Here is a 19,955-nt window from a genome sequence, read left to right on the forward strand (position 1 = left end):
CACTTCGTAGAACACAGACATGATGAGGTTGTAAGAAGGACTGAATTTGAACTGCGGAAGGCAAAGGAGCGTGCCCACATCCTGGAAGGATTGATTATTGCTTCTGATAATATAGACGAAGTGATCGCATTGATACGCTCTTCTTCTAATGCTGAAGAAGCACGTAATAAATTAATTGATCGTTTTGAACTTTCAGAAATTCAGGCTAAAGCGATCGTAGAAATGCGATTGAGACAACTTACCGGTCTTGAACAGGATAAGCTGAGAGCTGAATATGATGACATCATTAAAACAATCGAAGATCTGGAAGATATTCTGGCTCGAAAAGAGCGTAGGATGGAAGTTATTAAAAATGAACTTCTGGAAGTACAGGAAAAGTACGGGGATGAAAGAAGATCTCAAATCGAATATGCTGGTGGTGATCTTAGTATAGAAGATATGATCCCGGATGAGAAGGTAGTGATCACTATTTCCCATGCAGGGTATATCAAACGAACCTCTTTAAATGAATATAAGACTCAGAATAGAGGAGGAGTTGGACAAAAAGGATCTAATACCAGAAATGAAGATTTCCTTGAATACCTTTTCGTAGGTACCAACCACCAGTATATGTTATTCTTTACTCAAAACGGTAAATGTTACTGGATGAGAGTTTATGAAATTCCGGAAGGAAGTAAAGCTTCAAAAGGTAGAGCGATTCAGAATCTTATTAATATCGAACCTGAAGATAAGGTGAATGCCTTTATCTGTACTCAGGATCTTAAAGATGAAGAATACGTAAATAATCATTTCGTTATCATGGCCACCAAAAAAGGACAGGTCAAGAAAACAAGTCTTGAGAAATACAGCCGTCCTAGAACAAATGGTATCAATGCTATTACTATTAAGGATGGTGATGAATTACTCGAAGCGAAACTAACTACTGGTAATAGCCAGGTGATGTTAGGGCTTAAAAGTGGTAAGGCGATTAGATTTGAGGAAAGCAAAACCCGACCTATGGGTAGAAATGCCTCAGGTGTTCGTGGAATTACGCTTGCCGACGATAACGATGAAGTTGTTGGAATGGTTTCTGTGAACGAATTTGATTCAGATATTCTCGTAGTTTCTGAGAATGGTTATGGTAAAAGATCAAGCCTGGAGGATTACCGAATCACCAATAGAGGTGGTAAGGGAGTTAAAACAATTTCGGTTACTGATAAAACAGGACAACTTGTCGCAATCAAGAACGTTTCAGACGACGATGATCTTATGATCATTAATAAATCTGGGATTGTAATTAGAATGGCTGTTGAGAATTTGAGAGTTATGGGCCGTGCTACACAGGGTGTGAGACTGATCAACCTTAAGGGTAATGATTCTATAGCTGCAGTGGCAAAAGTATTGCATGATGAAGATGATGTTGAGCTAATGGAAGATGCGGAAAAGCCTGTAGGCGGGGAGAGTCAGACCGATGGCACGACTATTGCTGATGATAGTGAAGAATAAAAATAAAAAACCAAAACAACAATGAAAACGAATATCTTAACGGCTGCGGCTGTGTCATTTCTAACCATGACGACGTTCGCACAGAAGGACCAGGTTAAAAATGCGGAAGACGCTATTGAAGACAAGAATTTTACTGAAGCTAAGGCTCAGCTAAAAGTTGCTGAAGCAAATCTTTCCGAATTGAATGACAAATGGCAGGAGAGATTTTACCTATATAAAGGTAAAGCTTATTCTTCAGGAAATCCTTCAAATGAAGATGTGCAAACAGCGGCTATGGCCTACGCTAAGGCGGCAGAACTTGGAAACGAGGATGCTTCCGCAGCACTTACTAAAATGAAGAATGATCTTATTAACTCTGCAATTGAAGACCAGGGGAAAGAAGATTACAAGTCGGCAGCAGATAAATTATACACAAGCTACCAAATGAGTAAGCAGGATACTGTATATCTGTATTATGCCGCTAACAATTTAGTGAATGCTCAGGAATATGGTAAGGCTGTTGAATATCTTGAAGAACTAAGTGATCTTGGTTACGATGGTTCAGGTAAGTCTTATACTGCCGTAAATATTGAAACTGGGGAAAAAGAGAACATGGGTTCTAAAGAACAAATGGATCTTATGGTAAAGACAGGACAATATAAGGATCCAAAAGTAGAACCAATTCCTTCCAAAAAAGGAGAGATTGCTTCCTTAGTTGCCAGAATTTATATTAACCAGGAGCAATACGATAAGGCTATCGAATCTATTGACGCTGCAAAAGCTGCAAACCCGAATGATGTAGATCTATTACTTTCAGAAGCGAATATGTACTACCAGATGGGTGAAAAGGAGAAAGCAATTTCTATCCTGGAAGAAGCGGGAAACATGGATAAATCCAACCCTGGTGTTTATAATAACATTGGCTTAATGTATGCTGAAATTGAGAATACTGAAAAGGCGGTAGAAAGTTATAAGACGGCTCTAGAGATCGATTCAGAATATAATGAAGCAAGAATCAATATGGTTGCTGCAATGTTAGGTGAGGAGAGAGCACTTATCGATGAGATGAACAATCTTGGAATGAGCAAAAAGGACAATGCTCGTTATGATGAACTTGACGCTCAAAGAAAAGATCTTTATAAAAAGGTTTTACCATACCTTGAGAAAGCGATGGAAGTAGATCCAGAGAATAAGGAAATCGTAAAAACAGCGATGAATTTATATACCAATCTTGATCAACAAGAGAAAGCAGATGCTTTAAAGGACAGGTTATAATAAATATAACTAATCATAAAAAACCCGCTGAAATTTCAGCGGGTTTTTTTATGTCCTTAAAATAGAAAAAATCAATGCAATCAAATAATCTTTTTGATCACACGTAGTTTGTGAGTATGCTTTTGAAGTTCGGTATTGAAAATTCCTGAATGGTCTATTCTGTCAATTCGAACTTTTCCATCTACATGAATGATATAGTTGTCCTGCATCATCATACCCACATGGTTAATAACACCATCCTGATCATCGAAAAATGCCAGATCTCCGGGTTCACTCTCTTCAATAAAACTAAGAGCTTCACCTTGTTTAGCCTGTGAAGCAGCTTCCCTGTCCAGTTTATATCCATTAATTCTATACACGGCCTGCGTAAACCCTGCTGCATCTATACCGAATGGTGTTCTGCCACCAGAAGTTTGAGGTGTATTAATGTATAAGCTGGCTGTTATTATAAGATCTGACTTTGTACGCCCGGAAGTATTGTCGTACTCTCCTTCGAATTTATGATTCAGCTGCTCTGAAAATCTAACTGAACTACCCAAAACTATGGGCATAAGCAAACCTTTTTCATCTGTAATAAATTCGATAAGGTCTGAGGATAATTGAAGAGTCTGACCATCTAGATTTTGATAGTCAGATTCTTCGATCATTCTATATTGCTTATTATCAATCCAGGCTTCGAAGCTGTCATGAGAATTTCTAATCTTGCTATAGTGTGCTCTTCTTTCCAAAACCTTGAAGTGTTCACCGTACAAGATTTGAGAAACCATTTCACCTTCTGCAGATGATGAATTTCTAAGCGGAACAATACTTAAATGGCAAATTCCATATTGCATCTACAAAAACTTGACTTATGAATGACGTTCTATAACCATTGCTGATGCACCACCGCCACCATTACAGATTGCCGCAGCACCAATTTTTCCATTATTTTGTTCCAGTACGTTTAGTAACGTGATTAAAATACGAACTCCACTACATCCAAGTGGATGTCCTAGAGATACAGCACCACCGTTAACGTTTGTGTTCTTGTCTGATAATCCTAATATCTTCATATTAGCAAGTCCTACAACGGCAAATGCTTCGTTAAATTCAAAGAAATCAACTTCATCAAGGCTAATTCCAGCCTTTTCAATAGCTTTAGGTAAAGCTTTAGATGGAGCAGTAGTAAACCATTTTGGTTCTGTAGCAGCATCAGCGAAACTCTTAATCGTTGCTAGAGGTTTTAAACCAAGTTCATCAGCTTTTTCGCGACTCATCAAAACTACGGCGCCAGCACCATCATTAATGGTAGATGCGTTTGCAGCGGTTACTGTTCCATCTTTAGAAAAAGCAGGTCGCAGAGAAGAGATCTTGTCCATTCGAACATTTTTAAATTCTTCGTCTTCTTTTACGATCACAGGATCACCCTTTCTTTGAGGAACTTCTACCGGTACTACTTCATTATCAAATTTCCCGTCTTTCCAGGCTTGGGCAGATCTTTCATAAGATTTTCTAGCAAAATCATCCTGATCTTCGCGTGAGAAATTATGTTCAGTAGCACATAAGTCGGCGCAAACACCCATAGCATTATGATCGTAGGCGTCTACTAAACCATCTTTTTGCATTCCGTCTTCCAAAGTCGCAGGTCCAAATTTCTTCCCATTTCTCATGTGAACATAGTGAGGGATCAAACTCATGTTTTCCATTCCACCGGCAACAACAATATCGTTATCGCCAAGCATAATAGATTGAGCTGCCTGCATTACTGTTTTCATACCGCTGGCACATACTTTGTTCACTGTGGTACATGGCACAGAATCAGGAATTCCGGCACCAAGTGATGCCTGTCTCGCAGGTGCCTGACCATTACCCGCCTGTACAACGTTACCCATCAAAACTTCCTGAACCATTTCAGGTTTTAGATTGATTTTATCAAGCGCACCTTTAATGGCTATAGAACCTAATTTAGTTGCGGGAATGCTGGATAAGCTACCAAGAAAACTACCTATTGGAGTCCTCGCAGCGCTTACTATAACTACTTCTTTATTCATATGTTTAAATCTAATTATTTCGAGTGTTGCGAAGTTAGTGATTTTATAAGGAATTTAATAACCTAAGCTTAATGAGCCCTATTTTTACTACATTTGAGCATTACCTCAATATATATGAGCGATTTCGTAAACAGGCTTTACAAGAATCAGGCACTTTTTTATAAAGTTTTCCTATTCATACTTACTTCAGTTTTGATCGTTTACCTACTGCCAAAAGGAGGTAAATTCAAATACGATATTCCGAAGGGGAAACCGTGGCAGTATGAGAATTTATATGCTCCATTTGATTTTGCCATATTAAAAACCGATGAGGAGATTTCCGCAGAACAGCAGGATATCCAGAAGGCCCATATTCCTTACTATAATTTTGATGCCGAGAAAGAGGAGCGAATAAAAAATGATGCTCTTCAGGAGGTTAATAATGTCTTTGCAGATACGACTTTAAAGGTCTACGAAACCATTGTCGATAATTTTGTTCAGAAAACGGTAGGTAAGATCTACCAGTTCGGACTTCTTCAGGAAAGTGAAAGATTAGAGCCAGATCAGCTGGTATATTTATTAAAAGGTAATGAAGCTTCAGAAGTTGAATATAGCCGAATTCTGAAACAGGGCCAGATTCGCAGTTTTCTTAGCGAGGAGATTAGCAGTGCAGGATTTAGTTCTTTTAAAACCGAATTGCTAGAGGTTTTCTTTAACTCCATAGAGCCCAACGTAACTTTTAATAATGAGTTAACCCAGAAAGAGCTTCAGAGTAAGCTGAATAATATCAGTTACACTCGTGGAATCATTGAGCAGGGAAGCAGAATCATAGCAAAGGGAGAAGTAGTTGAAGGAAATAAATACCATATCCTTAGATCCCTGAAAGCTGAGTATGAATCACAGGTTTGGAGCCAGACGAATTATAACTGGATCATCGTTGGTTACAGTACGCTGGTAGCGCTGGCTTTGCTTATGTTGCTATTATTCATGCGTAAGTATCGCACCAGTATTTTTGAAAATAATGTGAAGGTAACTTTCATATTTTTCAACATCATCTTTATGGTAATGTTAACCACCCTGGTCATAAATTTCGATATCAACTACGTCTATGTCGTGCCTTTATGTATCCTTCCGCTTACCTTAAAAGCCTTCTTTGATGCAAGACTTGGGTTGTTCACTCACGTAATAACAGTGCTCCTCATAGGATTTATAGTTCCAAACAGCTATGAGTATATGTTTTTACAGATCATAGCGGGTATTGTGACGATCTTGACCATTAGTGAACTTTATAAAAGAGCGAACCTGTTCATATCAGTAGGGCAGATCACGCTGGTTTATATTATTGCTTACTTCGCATTTACGATCATTCAGGAAGGAACAGTCGATGATATTAGTGCTGAAGTCTTTCTTACTTTTCTACTTGGTGGGCTGGCAACCTTATTCGTTCAGCCTCTTATCTATGTATATGAAAAAATCTTTGGAATGGTTTCAGATATGTCATTATTGGAACTTTCAGATACTAATTCAAAGTTACTGAAACAACTTGCTGAAAAAGCACCAGGGACATTTCATCATAGTTTAAATGTAGCGAACCTTGCCGAAGCTGCTGCAAATGAAATTCAGGCAAATGCAATGCTGGTGAGGGTAGGAGCACTATACCATGATATTGGTAAAATGCACAATCCAACATACTTCACAGAAAATCAAACTACATCGGTCAATTCACATGATGAGCTTTCACCTAGAGAAAGTGCACAAATTATCATTGAGCATGTAATTAAAGGAATTGAGATCGCGAAAAAGAACAATTTACCGGATAGGGTGATCGATTTTATTCGAACTCATCATGGAACCAGCACCGTTTACTATTTCTACAAAAAAGAGATGGAAAGTAATGATAATGCTGCTCCAGATGATTTTAAATATCCTGGTCCAATTCCTTTTAGTAAGGAAACTGCCATCCTGATGATGTGCGATAGTGTAGAAGCTGCCAGTAAAAGTTTAAAGGAACCAACTGCTGTTCTAATTGATAGTTTTGTTGAAAAGATAATCGATAAGCAAATGGATGAAGGTCAGTTTTTAAATTCCAATATTACATTTAAGGAAATTCAGACCATAAAAAAGATCCTGAAACGGAAGTTGAAAAACATCTACCATCTCAGGATCGAATACCCGGAATAAAAGAATTCTAGTGAACTTCTTTTATTTCCTGTTCTTTGCCATTGAATGAAAATTTATCACCAGCTTTTTTACCTTTCATTTCACTAAAGATTGGAGCATCTATACTAATTGCATATACTGATGTTCCATCCTCCATATCAATTTTACCTAAAGCGGCAGATATAAAGTAATAGTTATCATTGGTCTCTATAACACTCCCAAAATCAACAGCTTCCGTATAATGGTTTCTGTCTATTTTGCTTAGTTTTTCTTTCATTTTCCTTGAGTTGTCAAGGTATTCAGCATACTTTTCAAAGTCACCAAGCAATTGTCCTTTACTATCGTCCTCATCATAATCTGTATGAGCATCATTGTTCTCCATGGACTGCTTGATCTGGTCCATTTCATTTTGATATTTATCGATCTGTCTATTTACGGTATCGAGACATTTGTTGAATAATTCTGCTTTATTAGCTACCATTTTATTTTATTTCTAGATTGGAATTAAAATTAATTAAGCTAAAAGTCATAGCCGAGCAATTAGGAAATATTTAATATGCTTTATAGGAAATAAGTCTATTTGCTTATAATATTGCTATATTAGTCTTTATACTTAATTTTTTATACATTAAATTATGTTTGCAGTTATTACCGCCGACTTGCTAAATTCCACCAAATATTCAGCGGAATTACTTACTGAGGTTCTGGACATTATCAATGCAGAAATCGAGGGAATTGAAATGAAGTATAAGAATTCTAAATTTGAATTGTATAGAGGTGATAGTATACAAGGTGTATTAGAACCTGTATTTTCATTCCGAAGTGCTTTAAGAATCAAAACAGCGGTTAATAAATTACGATCCCAAGAAGCTATTCATTCTAATTCCTATCGTATTGAGGCTGATCTTAGAATTTCGATAGGTATTGGAAAAATAGGGTTTAAAAGAGATTCGATCATGGAATCAAACGGGGAAGCTTTTCAATTCTCTGGTCGTACTCTTGACGAAATGAAGAAGACGGGTAGGAAAATGACGTTAACAACCGGTATTAATGAGATTAACAATGAATTTGATAATGCATTTTTGCTATTTGATACCATCACAGATAAATGGAGTAGTGCTTCAGCAGAAGTTATCTATTATCTGCTAAAGGAAATGAAAGAAACGGAGATTGCAGATACATTGGGAATTAGTCAGTCAGCTGTTAATCAGCGTAAAAAGGCTGCCGGATGGGATGCTATCTTAAGTTTGATGGAGCGATATGAACAAGTTATGAAACAACATTTTATAGATGGAGAATAGTATTTTGGTTCTTTTACAATTGTTACTGGCACATGTAGTAACCGATTTTGTCCTACAGCCTACGAAATGGGTGGAGCATAAAAGACGAAAAAAAGGCAGATCCCGATTCCTTTACTTACATTCGATCGTAGCGGGAATTCTAACTTTTATATTCCTGGCAGATCCTGAACTCTGGTATATTGCAATATTTATAGGTGTTACTCACTTTATTGTAGACCTTTGGAAATTACAGTCAGGAAAAGACACTTTAAAAATGTTTGTGCTGGATCAGCTACTTCATTTAATAGCTATCATTTTTGCGTGGCTTTATCTCACAGATAATTTTAAAAATGTGATCTTGTTTTTACAGGAAATGATCAATTCCTCTTCGATCCTTGCAGTCATTATGGGATATTTAATGGTGATCTTCCCTTCAGGATTTTTAATTGGCAAAGCTACAAGTCGCTGGCAAACAGAAGTGAAAGATGATCTACAGAAAAATAGTCTCGATGCCGCTGGCCGTTATATTGGGATTTTTGAAAGAATTCTTGTGCTTACATTTATTCTAACCGATAATTTTTCAGCAATTGGGTTCCTGATAGCCGCAAAATCGATTCTTAGGTTTAGCGATAAGGCTGAAACCGGAGCAAGGAAACAGACCGAATACGTTCTGGTAGGAACGCTTATGAGTTTTACCATCACAGTTATTGTAGGCTTCCTAGTACGCTACGTCATGTTTTTCTAGTAATTGAATATTACTCTGTAATCTTTCGCGAACAATATTCATCATTCGCTTATTTAATGCAGAACTATTGAGGATATACTTGTCGTACTCTTCAATAGTAAACTGCCCGATGATCGCACCTTTTAAACTGTTTCTGAATTTTATATCCTTCTGAATTGCAGTTTCGATGTAAATCAATCTGCGATCCAGTTTCAATTCGTAGAATTTGTTTTTGTGCTTCTTGATGTAATTTCTAAACATAGCCAGGATCAAATCATTCTGAAGTTTGGCTACAGGACGAATTGTTTCATTTTGAAAACGTTCCTCGTCACTCATATTATCAGTAATTCTGGCAGAAGGAATCTCGGGCCTGAGTTCCAGCAATTTTATGTCTCTAGGATTCATGACGTGTTGGTTTTATTAAATATAACCAATAGAGATATCTTAACCACTATGCCATCAGCTTAGTTGTAAACTGTTTATAAACAACTGCGAGTTAAATCTCTCTTAATCGAACTTGGGAGACACCTTCAAGTTCTTATATTTAAAATAAAAGCTAAATAAAATCATGATAGAATCTAAGAATCCATATACCGGTGAGTCCATTGAAAAATTTGAAGAACTTTCTAAAGAACAGATTGATGAAGTTTTAGATAACGCACAGCAACGATACAAACTCTGGAGAAAAACCACTATGAGCGAGCGTGCTGAATTTATGAATAATGCTGCGGAAGAGCTTAAAGCAAATAAAGAGGAATATGCTCGAGATATAACGCTTGAAATGGGTAAACCTATTTCTCAAAGTATTTCTGAAATTGAAAAATGTGCCTGGGTCTGTGAGTATTACGCCAAGCATGCAGAAGAACATCTTGCTGACAGGCTATTAGATACAGATGCACAAAACAGTTATGTAAGTTACGAACCTATTGGTGTAGTTCTGGCTGTTATGCCCTGGAACTATCCATTCTGGCAAGTCTTTAGATTTGCTGCGCCCGCCCTAATGGCTGGCAATATAGGGGTTCTTAAACATGCCAGCAATGTCATGCGTTCTGCGAATAATATTCAAAAAGTATTTGAGAGAGCTGGTTTCCCTAAATATTGCTTTCAGAATATGACGGTAGGAAGCGACAAGATCGATGATGTTATAAAAGATAAAAGAATAAAGGCAGTTACTCTCACAGGTTCTAAGCCTGCCGGGTCTGCAGTAGCTTCTACAGCAGGTAGTGAGATAAAAAAATCTGTACTGGAATTAGGGGGTAGTAATGCACTGGTGGTTTTCGACAACGCAGATTTAGAGTCAGCGCTTGACACTTGTATTCAAGCAAGGTTTCAAAATACAGGACAAAGCTGTATTGCAGGAAAAAGACTTTTACTTCAGGAAAATATCGCCGAAGAGTTCACAAAGAAGTATGTTGAAAAAGTAAAGGAACTCAAAAGTGGAGATCCTATGCACAAGGATACGTTTATTGGAACAATGGCCAGAGCAGATCTTGCGGAAGATCTTGAAAAACAGATAAGAGCCTCTGTGGATGCCGGAGCGAAGATTCTCATTGGTGGTGAAAGAGATGGAGCTTATATGCAGCCTACGGTTCTGGATGGGGTAACTAAGGAGATGGCCATCTTCAAAGAGGAAACATTTGGACCAGCAATTGGTATCACCAGATTTAAAACTGCGGAAGAAGCTATTGAACTTGTAAATAGTTCAGATTTTGGCTTAGGAGTTTCAATTTTTACGGAAGATTTAGAATTTGCAAAAAATATAATTCCGGAATTTGAGGATGGAGCAGTTTTCGTCAATGAGCTTGTAAAAAGTGATCCTCGACTTCCATTTGGGGGAACCAAAATTTCAGGTTATGGTCGGGAACTTTCTTTAGACGGTATTCAGGAATTTGTAAATAAAAAAACAGTCTATATAAAATAAACTTTATGGCAGATAATAAGATAGCAGTAACAGCTGACAGCGTCGTATTCTGTAAGACAAACGATCAATTCAAGGTTTTATTAATTCAGCGTAAAAATGAGCCATTTAAAGATCAATGGGCACTTCCTGGCGGATTTGTGGATGAAGGGGAGGAACTGGAAACTGCAGCAAAGAGAGAACTGAAAGAGGAGACCGGCGTAGTCGTTAGAAGTATGGAACAGGTACAGGCCTTTGGTAATCCGGGTCGTGATCCTAGGGGTCATACAATTTCAATAGCATTCTTAAGCAGGATCTTTTGCGAAGAAGATCTTTCTCCCTCAGATGATGCTCAGGATGCCAGATGGGTTGCTGTGGAAGATTTGCCTAAAATGGAACTGGCATTTGATCATGACGAGATCATTAATGTTGCACAGCAATTCTTATAATCTAATTTTATAAATCATTTTCTGAAGAATTTTTAAATTGATTTTAGTTTTTTCAGAATATGCTAATTCTATTACAGACCCGTTATTTAGCGGGTCTTTTTAATTATCTTCAAAAATAAAAACATGAGATTTCATACCAGAAAATGGATTAAACCTGAAGACTTAAACCCTAACGGAACTTTATTTGGTGGCCGTTTGTTGGAATGGATAGACGAAGAATGTGCTTTATATAGTATAGTTCAACTGGAAAACCCTAAAACCGTTACTAAATATATGAGTGAGATAGACTTTCGTAGTTCTGCTCATCAGGGTGATATCGTGGAGATTGGGATCGAGGTAATTAAATTTGGAACCGCTTCTCTTACGCTTCAATGTGAAGTTCGAAATAAAATGACCAGAGAAACCATTATTACCGTAGATCGCATAGTTATGGTGGCGTTGGGAGACGATGGAAAACCCAAACCACATGGGAAGAATAAAATAGAATTTGTAAAAGACCGACTCAAATAACTAGTCGGTTTTTTCTTTTTTAGTAGCCACACCAACAGGAAAGTCTGTCTCGCCACCATATAACTTAATTTCCTGAATATCAGCAGGCAGGTAGTAGCCATTGTCTTCCAATGCCTCTTTTACCGCTCTTACAACATTTCCTTTTGTAATCATCGCCTGCATTCTAAAATCGGTAGTGTCCACCCAGAAAAACACTTTTAGATTCACCGTACTGGTGGCAAGTTCATCCTCGATAACAAAATTTTGATGTTCTGCATCTTCAATGACGGTTGGCTCTTTTCGTAAGGCTTCCATCACTGTCTTTTTAGCACCATCAATATTATCTTCATAAGCAATCCCAATTATAAAGCTCCACCGAAAAAATCCGTCTTCAGTATAATTGGTCGCTGGTTTGGTTAATACATCACTGTTTGGGATATACACATCCTTTCCATCAAATGTTTTCAGCTTTGTGTATCTAAATTCTAGGGCTTTCACTTTTCCGAAGTTATTACCAATTTCTACAGTATCGTTTACATCAAATGGACGATTAAAGGCTAAAATTATTCCCGCGATAAAATTTTCACCAATATCTTTGAACGCAAAACCCAAAACAACAGCACTGGCGCCGGCTGCGGTAAGGATACCGGTAGCAACACCTCCAAGACCCGCAGCTTTCAAGGCAAGCATAATGGATGTAATAATGATCAGGAACCTAATAGCCTTACCAAGAAACTTACTCATTAAAGGATCTGAAGTTCTGGCAGATATTCGTTTGGTGAAAAATCTTCCCAACCAGATGCCAATAAGCACACCTAACACGATAATCACTAAACCGAGTCCAATACCAGGTAATTGATCAATTAAATTTTGATAAAATTGATTAAACGATCCTTCTATCGTTTCCAGCTCCTGTTTCGCCTGACTTTGCATGAGTTCCTTTTTCTATAAAAATAAATAATTTGAGGAGGTTAGTAAAACCCAGGAGAATTATTGATTACTTGATCCATTTGTACCTTTCTCTGTATTTTCATTCTCTTCGTCGGCAATTTGTTCTTTCGCCTTTTTGATCTCATCTTCCGGAGCATCATCAGGCTTTTGCTCTTCTGCCAGCTCTGCTTGTAAATATAGCTGGGCGTAAAATGGAAAATGATCAGATTTTACATCATCTCCTAAAGCGATCTTTTCTACTCTAAATTCTTCAGAAACAAATATATGATCCAGCGACCAGCGCATGATAAAACTTTTGGCATTAAAAGTATTATAGAAACTACGTCCTTTTCTCACGTCCAGCAATTCACCAACAGTCTGAAACATACTTGTAGTTTGCGACCAGGCAACATCGTTATAATCTCCTATCACTACAACAGGAATATCAGAATCCATAGCTTCAAGAGCAATTTTCATCATTTCAGCATCTCGATCTGAAGATGATGGATTATGTTGTGGCATTGGAGGAGTAGGGTGAATTGCGTGTAATTGAATTCTATCCCCGGATCGTAGTTCAATTTCAGTATGAATAGATGGAATACTATCATCCACGATGTATTTAACCTGAGAATTATACAACTTAAATTTTGAATATAAAAGCATTCCGTATGTATTATCAAGCGGCACTTCAACTTTATAAGGATAGTCGCTCCCAATACCAGATTTTAATGCATCTGCCCATTTAATGTCAGTTTCAGTAAAAACAGCTACATCGGGATTTAATTTTTTCATCTCTTCGATCAGGATCGCCTTCTCTTTGTTCTTTTGAAGTACATTCGAGGTCAGCAACATCATTCCCGTTTGATCGTCAACCGCTTCAGTTGGCTGTCCTACATCGTAAGGAACAAGTGGAGTATATGGTAAGATCTTTACAGATTGGTAGATAAAGCAACCTACTAGTATGATCATAAAAGCATAATCTCTCCAATTTGAAATTTTAAACCTTAAAAAGTAAGCGAAAATTGCCATTAGTGTAAGCAACGTTAGCTGAATATGCGGATAATCGAACATTCTCACCCACCAAAAGTCTACAGCGACAATCGGAATTAAAGTGATTAGTACGGCAAGAATTCCGAAGCCCTGTAGAAAAGGTTTTAATTTCATTTTTGGTTAATTAGTTAGTTTGATCTTTCTGAAAGAAAATTACGAATGTCATCACCTGATGGAGCTTCAAACAACTGAAGATCGAAATAAGGTATGGCAGCGATAAGATGATCAAAAATATCTGCGGAAATATACTCAAAATTTTCCCAGCGTTTATCTCTACTGAAACAGAGGATTTCCAAGGGTATTCCATTAGGTGTAGGAGCAAGATGTCTTACAATGAGATACATTTCTTTATGGATAGCTGAATGATCCTGCAAATATGAGTCTGCATATTTCCTGAAAATTCCCAGGTTTGTTTGATTCCTTCCATTTATAAGTACACTCTTATCTATATTATTTGTCTCATTATACTTGTCAATTTCAGATTGCCTGTTTTCCAGGTAAGGAGCTATCAGCTGAATCTTTTTCAGCTTAGCAATGTCTTCGGGTCCTAGAAATTTTACGGAATTCTGTTTGATAAAAACCGAACGTTTAATTCTTCTTCCTGGAGACTCCTGCATACCTCTCCAGTTCTGAAAGGAATCGGAAATTAGACTATAGGTTGGAATAGTGGTATAAGTATTGTCCCAGTTTTGTACCCGAACCGTTGCAAGATTAATTTCCGTGACCGTTCCATCTGCGCCAAATTTTTGAAATGTGATCCAGTCTCCAATTCTAACTATATCATTTACAGACACTTGTATGGAGGCAACTAAACCTAAGATTGTATCCTTAAAAATCAGTAAAATTACTGCGGAAGCAGCACCTAAGGATATTGCGAATCCAATTACAGATTTACCTGTAATAACCGAAAACATGAACATTAGACCAATGATCCAAAGAAAGATCATGATGATCTGGCTGAAACTTTCCAGTGGTTTGTCATTAAACTCAGACCTCGTTTTCAGGTAATTTCTTGTAGAACGAAGCACACTACGACATATCCATACCACCAGAATGATAATATAGATCTTCATTGTATAAAAGAAGAATTCCAAGATCTTCGGAAAATCTATAAAAATTAAAGGGAATAACTCGTAAACTATATAGATAGGTACAAACCTCCCTATATATCTCGGGAAGTTACTTTTAATAAGAAAGTCGTCTATCGTGGTTTTTGTACGATTGGTAAATGCACTGATGGCCTCAATCACAAAATGTTTAACTACATAATTAACTGCAAACACGATAAACGTTAGTGCAACAATGTTGATCAACAGGTTTAAATACTGTGCCAGGACAGCATTCATTCCATACTCGAGGAATAGATCTTCGAGAAAACAAATAATATCGATCATGTTTTCCATTTTTAAATGTTAGAGATATTTTTTCTCTACGTAAAATGGTCCGAATGGAATAAATGAGCAACCAAAAATGATTGCGATCTGCTTAAGTCCCCAGTTCATTGGCTTTATAAGTAATAAAGCTCCTACAACATAAGCTACAAAAAGTACTCCGTGTGCCATACCCACATGTTTAACCATAGCCGGCATATCCAGAATGTATTTTAAAGGCATTGCTATGAGTAATAATACCAAAAATGAAATACCTTCCAGTATGCTAACCCACTTAAATACAGTAATCTTATGTTTCAAAGCCATAAAGCTAATTTTGAGCAACAAAGATAATTGATATTATATAGATGACCTCGCTTAACGGCTATGCTTTATGAGCAATTTAATAGAGTAGTGATAAATGTTATCTGGCAATTTTAGTATTTTGCGACTGTAAAATGAAATTATGAATAATAAAAAAGTACTGGTTACTGGCGGTCTTGGTTTTATTGGATCACACACCGTAGTAGCCTTACAACAGGAAGGATTTGAAGTGGTAATCATAGATAATCTTTCGAACTCATCGATAGATGTTCTTGGAGGAATAACTCAAATTAGCGGTAAAACCCCTGAATTTGAAAATATAGATCTCAGGGAAAAATCTGCAGTAAAGGATTTTTTCGAGAAGTATCCGAATTTAGAAAACGTAATTCACTTTGCTGCTTCTAAAGCAGTTGGAGAAAGTGTCATAAATCCATTATTATATTACGAAAATAACCTTTCAACCTTAGTGTACTTATTGCATGAACTAAATAATAGGGAGAAGGCCAACTTTATTTTCAGTTCTTCATGTACGGTTTATGGACAGGCTGATGAGTTACCTATAACTGAGAATGCACCGGTAAAGCAAGCTGAATCTCCATATGGAAATACAAAGCAGATAGGTGAGGAGATCATCAGGGATACTTGTAAGGTCAATCAGGCTTTAAAGGCAATTTCCTTGCGTTATTTTAATCCAATTGGAGCACATCATTCTGGGGAAATTGGGGAACTTCCAATTGGAACTCCGCAAAATCTAGTGCCTTTCATTACGCAAACTGCGATTGGAAAAAGGTCTGAACTTTCTGTATATGGGGATGATTATCCTACCAGAGATGGAACAGCTATACGCGATTACATTCATGTTATGGACCTTGCAGAAGCCCATGTTTCAGCTTTAAAACGTCTACTATCGGAAAATGAGAATCAGAATTACGAAGTTTTTAATCTTGGAACAGGAAACGGTAATACAGTTCTCGAAGTTATAAAGTCTTTCGAAAAAGTTTCTGAAAAGAATCTGTCTTATAAAATCGTGGGTAGAAGAGAAGGGGATATCACCGCAGCATATGCAGATACTAATAAAGCAAATGATCATTTGAACTGGAAAGCAAAAAGATCTCTGGATGAAGCATTGGATAGTGCCTGGAAATGGCAGAAGCTAGTAGAGAAAAAGGAAGAAGATCAGGATTAATTACTGGAGACTAATCAAAGAAAAAAAGACCGGCAAATGCCGGTCTTTTTTTTCTATTTCGTTCCGTTAACAAGAAACGCGTGAATTACACCTGGAATCCAACCTAACGCCGTTAGCAATAAACTAATTAAGAATGTTACTCCAAGTCCATGTTTCATGAACACGGCCAATGGTGGTAATAGGATGTTTAAAACAACTGTAAGAATTGACATAGCTTTTGATTTATTTGGTTAATAGTTCTGCTGAACATTTGTTCAACAGGCTCGCAAGGTAGAAGGATACTCAATAATTGCCATAAACCTTGGGAAAAGTTTATAAGCAACCTCTAACAAAGCGTTAAACCATTTCAAATATAACCAGGGCGTATAAATAGAACCTGGCAAACCTAAGTAAACCAAAGATTAGGTAACTTGGAAAAGGGAATCTAATAATTCCTGCGGCGATACTGGTCATCGCAAAAGGGATAGGAAGTAGAGCTCCAACAATAATTAGAAAACCTCCCCATTTACGGGTGTTCTTAATATGTTTGGCAAGTTTAAGTTCCAGTGCATTGTGTACGGCTGGAATCTTAGTGATAGAAACACCAATCCAGTAAGAAACGACCCCACCAAGGTATGAGCCTAAAGCTAGTAATGATAAATACAGAAATGGGATAGCAGACTTTCCAGCCCAGGCGATAAATAGCTCTGGAGGAACCAGGCCTAATAAGGATTCTGATAGAAAGAAGATAGATAATACCTGCCATGGACTGTAAGTTTCAGTTACAGTAACCAGCATATCTTCGATATCCAGGAGAAAGTGATCGATCGCCCACAAAGCAGCTACAAATAGTACAATTGGTAAAACGGCTTTTCTTAAACTCCCAAGAACGAAAGAATAAAAACCGGTATAACTGTAGTATTGGTGCAATAAGCGGATTCGCGACTTCTTTTTAGATTTCGCTTTGTCTTTCATCAATTCTCCTTCTTTCTTTATAGTAGCAATTTCTAATCCTAAAATTGTGATCCGTTATAGGTGCAGGACTATTAGTAATCCTCTCCAGCATCAGCTTTAAGAGCCTTCACATACTCTCGAAGTTCTTCTTCGTTCAACTTATTAGAATGTTCGGCCATTAAGGATAACATATACTCTAGACTTTCCTGTCCTGTAATTTCTTCTGAATTCTCAACTTCAGTTTCTTCTTCAGTCTCAATTTCGATAGGATCACCATTTTCGTCCAGTTCAACTGGTACATCATCTGGAATAGCGATGAGGAAGTCCTGATTTTCACTAATATGTTCATGAGCCAATCTTGTAACTTTTGCCAAAAGTGGAATATTCTCCTCAACTACCAGTTTTCTCAACTCTTTAAGGTCTTCTACGATAGTATTGATTATGATTCCGTTGCGCATAAGGTCACGCTGAATCTTATTAAGTAACTTTTGTGCTTTAATGTTTTCCAAGGTTTTCTCTATTAAATTGGTCAGTACTAATTAGGTATTTATAGGTGTAATCCTACTCTTTACCTGAGCAGACAAAGTTAGTTTTTTTACATTTCTATAAAAGTGTTTTGATAGGTTTTATTAAGTATTTAACCTTTAAAATTAACAATATCTTACCGCCAGAAATTTCTATGTACTTCAAGCCTTTCTTAGCTTTAAACTTCAAAAAAATTTAAGTTATGAGTACAAATAATAAAACTGCACTAATCACTGGAGGTAGTAAAGGGATAGGATACGGAGTTGCTGAAACGCTTCTTAAAATGGGTTATAAAGTGGCTATTACTAGCAGGTCATTATCTTCTGCGGAAGATGCTGCGAAGAATTTATCTGCGAGTGGAGAAGCTCTTGGTCTGGAAGCAGATGTACGTAGTTATGAAAGTCAGCAGAAAGCTGTAAAGCAATTACTGGACAAATGGGGGCAGCTTGATATTCTTGTCGCGAATGCCGGGGTTGGTAATTTTGGATCAGTAGATGAGTTGAGCGTAGAAGACTGGAAGGATACTATAGATACAAACTTAAACGGACTATTTTATTCAGTAAAAGCTAGTGTTGAGGCCTTGAAGAAAACTGAAGGATATATTATTACGATTTCAAGTCTTGCCGGTACGAACTATTTTGCAGGAGGAGCCGCATATAATGCCAGTAAATTTGCTGTCACAGGTTTTTCTCAGGCAATCATGCTGGATCTTCGAGATAAGGGAGTCAAAGTAAGTACCATCATGCCTGGATCTGTTGCAACGCATTTCAATGGCAACGAGCCTTCAGAAGAAGATGCCTGGAAAATCCAAAGTGAGGACATTGGAGAATTAGTTGGAGACCTTCTGAAAATGAATCCAAGAACGCTTCCAAGTAAAATTGAAGTAAGACCGGCTCGTCCTCCGAAAAAATAAGTTTAAAATCCTTATTATTAAAGCCACTCGATTCGAGTGGCTTTTTTCATTAACAAGCTTAAGAGTTAAGGTTAAATTGAAGACCAAGCCTGTATTCACTAAGGTTTCAGGCTATCCATCCATTAAATTTGTACAAGAATCAAAAGAATAAGATTATGAGTATTGAAGGAAAGACTATTATTATTACAGGAGCATCTAGTGGAATTGGTGAAGCAACTGCACTGAAATTAGCAAAGGAAGGTGCTAATGTAGTTTTGACTGCTAGAAGAGAAGAACGTCTGAATGAATTAAAAAAGAAGGTAGATGGATTAAACGCTGGAAAAGCGCTGGTAGTAACCGGTGATGTTACCAATAAGGATAATTTCAAGACATTGGTCGAGAAAACTAAGAAAGAAGTTAATAGTATTGATGGTCTAATCAATAATGCCGGTCTAATGCCTTTATCTTATGTAAAAAATCTGCATACAGATGAATGGGATAAGATGATTGATGTTAATATTAAAGGAGTTATGAATGGAGTAGCAGCCGTATTACCAACGATGATGGAACAGAAGTCGGGTAATATCATTAATATTTCATCAAGTGCTGCTAATAAGATCTATCCTGGTGGAGCCATTTACTGTGCTACAAAATCTGCAGTAAAAATGTTTTCTGAAGGATTAAGAATGGAGCTGGCACCTAAATTCGGAATTAATGTGACATCTATTGAACCAGGTTTCGTAGATACAGAGCTTATAGATTCCATCACAGATGATGAGATTAAGGAAGAATTACTTTCCAATTTTAAAGAGATGACTCCGCTGGAAGCTCAGGATATTGCAGATGCGATCTATTATTCTCTAACACAGCCAAAACGTGCAAATGTGAATGATGTTTTTATCATGCCAACAGATCAGGAACAATAGTATCTTAGAGTATAATAAGGCACTATATTAAAAACTGTGTAAGTATTGAATAACGGGGTTTGTTAGCCCCGT

General features: G+C 37.2%; 22 protein-coding genes. 11 read left to right on the top strand and 11 right to left on the bottom strand.

Going from position 1 to position 19,955, the window contains the following annotated elements; genetic code table 11:
- Positions 1–1,485, top strand: a 1,485-nt coding sequence (locus QZ620_RS08635) for a DNA gyrase C-terminal beta-propeller domain-containing protein (RefSeq protein WP_295180773.1), incomplete at its 5' end; no start/stop codon positions are given.
- Between the two features lie 21 nt (positions 1,486–1,506).
- On the top strand, positions 1,507–2,739 hold the full coding sequence (locus tag QZ620_RS08640) for a tetratricopeptide repeat protein (RefSeq protein WP_295180775.1): 1,233 nt from the start codon (positions 1,507–1,509) through the stop codon (positions 2,737–2,739).
- Between the two features lie 80 nt (positions 2,740–2,819).
- Here QZ620_RS08640 and QZ620_RS08645 read toward each other — a convergent pair whose 3' ends face one another.
- Positions 2,820–3,572, bottom strand: coding sequence for an NlpC/P60 family protein (locus QZ620_RS08645; RefSeq protein ID WP_295180777.1), 753 nt, complete (start codon positions 3,570–3,572; stop codon positions 2,820–2,822).
- 15 nt (positions 3,573–3,587) lie between these two features.
- Positions 3,588–4,769, bottom strand: coding sequence for an acetyl-CoA C-acyltransferase (locus QZ620_RS08650; RefSeq protein ID WP_295180779.1), 1,182 nt, complete (start codon positions 4,767–4,769; stop codon positions 3,588–3,590).
- 114 nt (positions 4,770–4,883) lie between these two features.
- Here QZ620_RS08650 and QZ620_RS08655 point away from each other — a divergent pair, with 114 nt between their 5' ends.
- Positions 4,884–6,929: an HDIG domain-containing metalloprotein gene (locus QZ620_RS08655; RefSeq protein ID WP_295180781.1), complete on the top strand. Its 2,046-nt coding sequence runs from the start codon at positions 4,884–4,886 to the stop codon at positions 6,927–6,929.
- Between the two features lie 7 nt (positions 6,930–6,936).
- On the opposite strand, the gene QZ620_RS08660 is transcribed toward QZ620_RS08655, so the two are convergent.
- Positions 6,937–7,389 carry a transcription elongation factor gene (locus QZ620_RS08660; RefSeq protein WP_295180783.1) on the bottom strand — a complete coding sequence of 151 codons (453 nt, stop codon included), beginning with the start codon at positions 7,387–7,389 and terminating at the stop codon, positions 6,937–6,939.
- A 154-nt stretch (positions 7,390–7,543) separates the two neighbouring features.
- Here QZ620_RS08660 and QZ620_RS08665 point away from each other — a divergent pair, with 154 nt between their 5' ends.
- Together QZ620_RS08665 and QZ620_RS08670 are read left to right on the top strand one after the other, a co-directional pair.
- A complete protein-coding gene (locus tag QZ620_RS08665) occupies positions 7,544–8,209 on the top strand; it encodes a hypothetical protein (RefSeq protein WP_295180784.1) in 666 nt (221 codons plus the stop codon).
- Positions 8,199–8,933, top strand: a complete 735-nt coding sequence (locus QZ620_RS08670) for a DUF3307 domain-containing protein (protein WP_295180786.1) — start codon at positions 8,199–8,201, stop codon at positions 8,931–8,933. The genes QZ620_RS08665 and QZ620_RS08670 overlap by 11 nt, the downstream gene beginning before the upstream one ends.
- Here the strand turns inward: QZ620_RS08670 and QZ620_RS08675 are convergent.
- Complete coding sequence (locus QZ620_RS08675) at positions 8,907–9,317, bottom strand: glyoxalase (protein ID WP_295180788.1); 411 nt, start codon at positions 9,315–9,317, stop codon at positions 8,907–8,909. The genes QZ620_RS08670 and QZ620_RS08675 overlap by 27 nt on opposite strands.
- 163 nt (positions 9,318–9,480) lie before the next feature.
- Here QZ620_RS08675 and QZ620_RS08680 point away from each other — a divergent pair, with 163 nt between their 5' ends.
- The 3 genes from QZ620_RS08680 to QZ620_RS08690 all read left to right on the top strand — a co-directional run bounded on the left by QZ620_RS08680 (position 9,481) and on the right by QZ620_RS08690 (position 11,768).
- Positions 9,481–10,833 carry an NAD-dependent succinate-semialdehyde dehydrogenase gene (locus tag QZ620_RS08680; RefSeq protein ID WP_295180790.1) on the top strand — a complete coding sequence of 451 codons (1,353 nt, stop codon included), beginning with the start codon at positions 9,481–9,483 and terminating at the stop codon, positions 10,831–10,833.
- Positions 10,834–10,838: 5 nt separating this feature from the next.
- Entirely contained in the window at positions 10,839–11,258 is a 420-nt protein-coding gene (locus QZ620_RS08685) for an NUDIX hydrolase (RefSeq protein ID WP_295180791.1), read from the top strand.
- 123 nt (positions 11,259–11,381) lie between these two features.
- Complete coding sequence (locus QZ620_RS08690; RefSeq protein ID WP_141877801.1) at positions 11,382–11,768, top strand: hotdog domain-containing protein; 387 nt, start codon at positions 11,382–11,384, stop codon at positions 11,766–11,768.
- Here QZ620_RS08690 and QZ620_RS08695 read toward each other — a convergent pair whose 3' ends face one another.
- From QZ620_RS08695 to QZ620_RS08710, 4 genes are read right to left on the bottom strand one after another with little or no spacing between them, the layout of a single operon-like run.
- On the bottom strand, positions 11,769–12,680 hold the full coding sequence (locus tag QZ620_RS08695) for a mechanosensitive ion channel family protein (RefSeq protein ID WP_295180794.1): 912 nt from the start codon (positions 12,678–12,680) through the stop codon (positions 11,769–11,771). It lies immediately after the preceding gene.
- A gap of 57 nt (positions 12,681–12,737) precedes the next feature.
- The gene (locus tag QZ620_RS08700; RefSeq protein WP_295180796.1) at positions 12,738–13,841 is read right to left on the bottom strand and encodes an endonuclease/exonuclease/phosphatase family protein; all 1,104 of its coding nucleotides are present in this window, start codon (positions 13,839–13,841) and stop codon (positions 12,738–12,740) included.
- 14 nt (positions 13,842–13,855) lie between these two features.
- Positions 13,856–15,130 carry a mechanosensitive ion channel domain-containing protein gene (locus tag QZ620_RS08705; protein WP_295180798.1) on the bottom strand — a complete coding sequence of 425 codons (1,275 nt, stop codon included), beginning with the start codon at positions 15,128–15,130 and terminating at the stop codon, positions 13,856–13,858.
- A gap of 9 nt (positions 15,131–15,139) precedes the next feature.
- On the bottom strand, positions 15,140–15,424 hold the full coding sequence (locus QZ620_RS08710; protein ID WP_295180799.1) for a DUF3817 domain-containing protein: 285 nt from the start codon (positions 15,422–15,424) through the stop codon (positions 15,140–15,142).
- A gap of 139 nt (positions 15,425–15,563) precedes the next feature.
- On the opposite strand from QZ620_RS08710, the gene galE reads away from it, so the two are divergent.
- Positions 15,564–16,607, top strand: a complete 1,044-nt coding sequence (gene galE, locus QZ620_RS08715; protein ID WP_295180801.1) for a UDP-glucose 4-epimerase GalE — start codon at positions 15,564–15,566, stop codon at positions 16,605–16,607.
- Between the two features lie 53 nt (positions 16,608–16,660).
- On the opposite strand, the gene QZ620_RS08720 is transcribed toward galE, so the two are convergent.
- The 3 genes from QZ620_RS08720 to QZ620_RS08730 form a co-directional block, all read right to left on the bottom strand.
- The gene (locus tag QZ620_RS08720) at positions 16,661–16,819 is read right to left on the bottom strand and encodes a YqaE/Pmp3 family membrane protein (RefSeq protein ID WP_295180803.1); all 159 of its coding nucleotides are present in this window, start codon (positions 16,817–16,819) and stop codon (positions 16,661–16,663) included.
- A gap of 124 nt (positions 16,820–16,943) precedes the next feature.
- Positions 16,944–17,561: a VTT domain-containing protein gene (locus QZ620_RS08725; protein ID WP_295180805.1), complete on the bottom strand. Its 618-nt coding sequence runs from the start codon at positions 17,559–17,561 to the stop codon at positions 16,944–16,946.
- Between the two features lie 71 nt (positions 17,562–17,632).
- Positions 17,633–18,049: a hypothetical protein gene (locus tag QZ620_RS08730; protein ID WP_295180806.1), complete on the bottom strand. Its 417-nt coding sequence runs from the start codon at positions 18,047–18,049 to the stop codon at positions 17,633–17,635.
- Positions 18,050–18,267: 218 nt separating this feature from the next.
- On the opposite strand from QZ620_RS08730, the gene QZ620_RS08735 reads away from it, so the two are divergent.
- Positions 18,268–18,978, top strand: coding sequence for an SDR family oxidoreductase (locus QZ620_RS08735; protein WP_295180808.1), 711 nt, complete (start codon positions 18,268–18,270; stop codon positions 18,976–18,978).
- A gap of 155 nt (positions 18,979–19,133) precedes the next feature.
- A complete protein-coding gene (locus tag QZ620_RS08740) occupies positions 19,134–19,883 on the top strand; it encodes an SDR family oxidoreductase (RefSeq protein WP_295180810.1) in 750 nt (249 codons plus the stop codon).
- Positions 19,884–19,955 lie beyond the last annotated feature (72 nt).

It is taken from the genome of uncultured Christiangramia sp. (assembly GCF_913046405.1).
GTDB classification, from domain to species: Bacteria; Bacteroidota; Bacteroidia; order Flavobacteriales; family Flavobacteriaceae; genus Christiangramia; species Christiangramia marina.

Coding starts and splice junctions, on each gene's coding strand:
- QZ620_RS08640 (WP_295180775.1), top strand. CDS start 1,507: ATGAAAACGAATATCTTAACGGCTGCGGCTGTGTCATTTCTAACCATG.
- QZ620_RS08645 (WP_295180777.1), bottom strand. CDS start 3,572: ATGCAATATGGAATTTGCCATTTAAGTATTGTTCCGCTTAGAAATTCA.
- QZ620_RS08650 (WP_295180779.1), bottom strand. CDS start 4,769: ATGAATAAAGAAGTAGTTATAGTAAGCGCTGCGAGGACTCCAATAGGT.
- QZ620_RS08655 (WP_295180781.1), top strand. CDS start 4,884: ATGAGCGATTTCGTAAACAGGCTTTACAAGAATCAGGCACTTTTTTAT.
- QZ620_RS08660 (WP_295180783.1), bottom strand. CDS start 7,389: ATGGTAGCTAATAAAGCAGAATTATTCAACAAATGTCTCGATACCGTA.
- QZ620_RS08665 (WP_295180784.1), top strand. CDS start 7,544: ATGTTTGCAGTTATTACCGCCGACTTGCTAAATTCCACCAAATATTCA.
- QZ620_RS08670 (WP_295180786.1), top strand. CDS start 8,199: ATGGAGAATAGTATTTTGGTTCTTTTACAATTGTTACTGGCACATGTA.
- QZ620_RS08675 (WP_295180788.1), bottom strand. CDS start 9,317: ATGAATCCTAGAGACATAAAATTGCTGGAACTCAGGCCCGAGATTCCT.
- QZ620_RS08680 (WP_295180790.1), top strand. CDS start 9,481: ATGATAGAATCTAAGAATCCATATACCGGTGAGTCCATTGAAAAATTT.
- QZ620_RS08685 (WP_295180791.1), top strand. CDS start 10,839: ATGGCAGATAATAAGATAGCAGTAACAGCTGACAGCGTCGTATTCTGT.
- QZ620_RS08690 (WP_141877801.1), top strand. CDS start 11,382: ATGAGATTTCATACCAGAAAATGGATTAAACCTGAAGACTTAAACCCT.
- QZ620_RS08695 (WP_295180794.1), bottom strand. CDS start 12,680: ATGCAAAGTCAGGCGAAACAGGAGCTGGAAACGATAGAAGGATCGTTT.
- QZ620_RS08700 (WP_295180796.1), bottom strand. CDS start 13,841: ATGAAATTAAAACCTTTTCTACAGGGCTTCGGAATTCTTGCCGTACTA.
- QZ620_RS08705 (WP_295180798.1), bottom strand. CDS start 15,130: ATGGAAAACATGATCGATATTATTTGTTTTCTCGAAGATCTATTCCTC.
- QZ620_RS08710 (WP_295180799.1), bottom strand. CDS start 15,424: ATGGCTTTGAAACATAAGATTACTGTATTTAAGTGGGTTAGCATACTG.
- galE (WP_295180801.1), top strand. CDS start 15,564: ATGAATAATAAAAAAGTACTGGTTACTGGCGGTCTTGGTTTTATTGGA.
- QZ620_RS08720 (WP_295180803.1), bottom strand. CDS start 16,819: ATGTCAATTCTTACAGTTGTTTTAAACATCCTATTACCACCATTGGCC.
- QZ620_RS08725 (WP_295180805.1), bottom strand. CDS start 17,561: ATGAAAGACAAAGCGAAATCTAAAAAGAAGTCGCGAATCCGCTTATTG.
- QZ620_RS08735 (WP_295180808.1), top strand. CDS start 18,268: ATGAGTACAAATAATAAAACTGCACTAATCACTGGAGGTAGTAAAGGG.
- QZ620_RS08740 (WP_295180810.1), top strand. CDS start 19,134: ATGAGTATTGAAGGAAAGACTATTATTATTACAGGAGCATCTAGTGGA.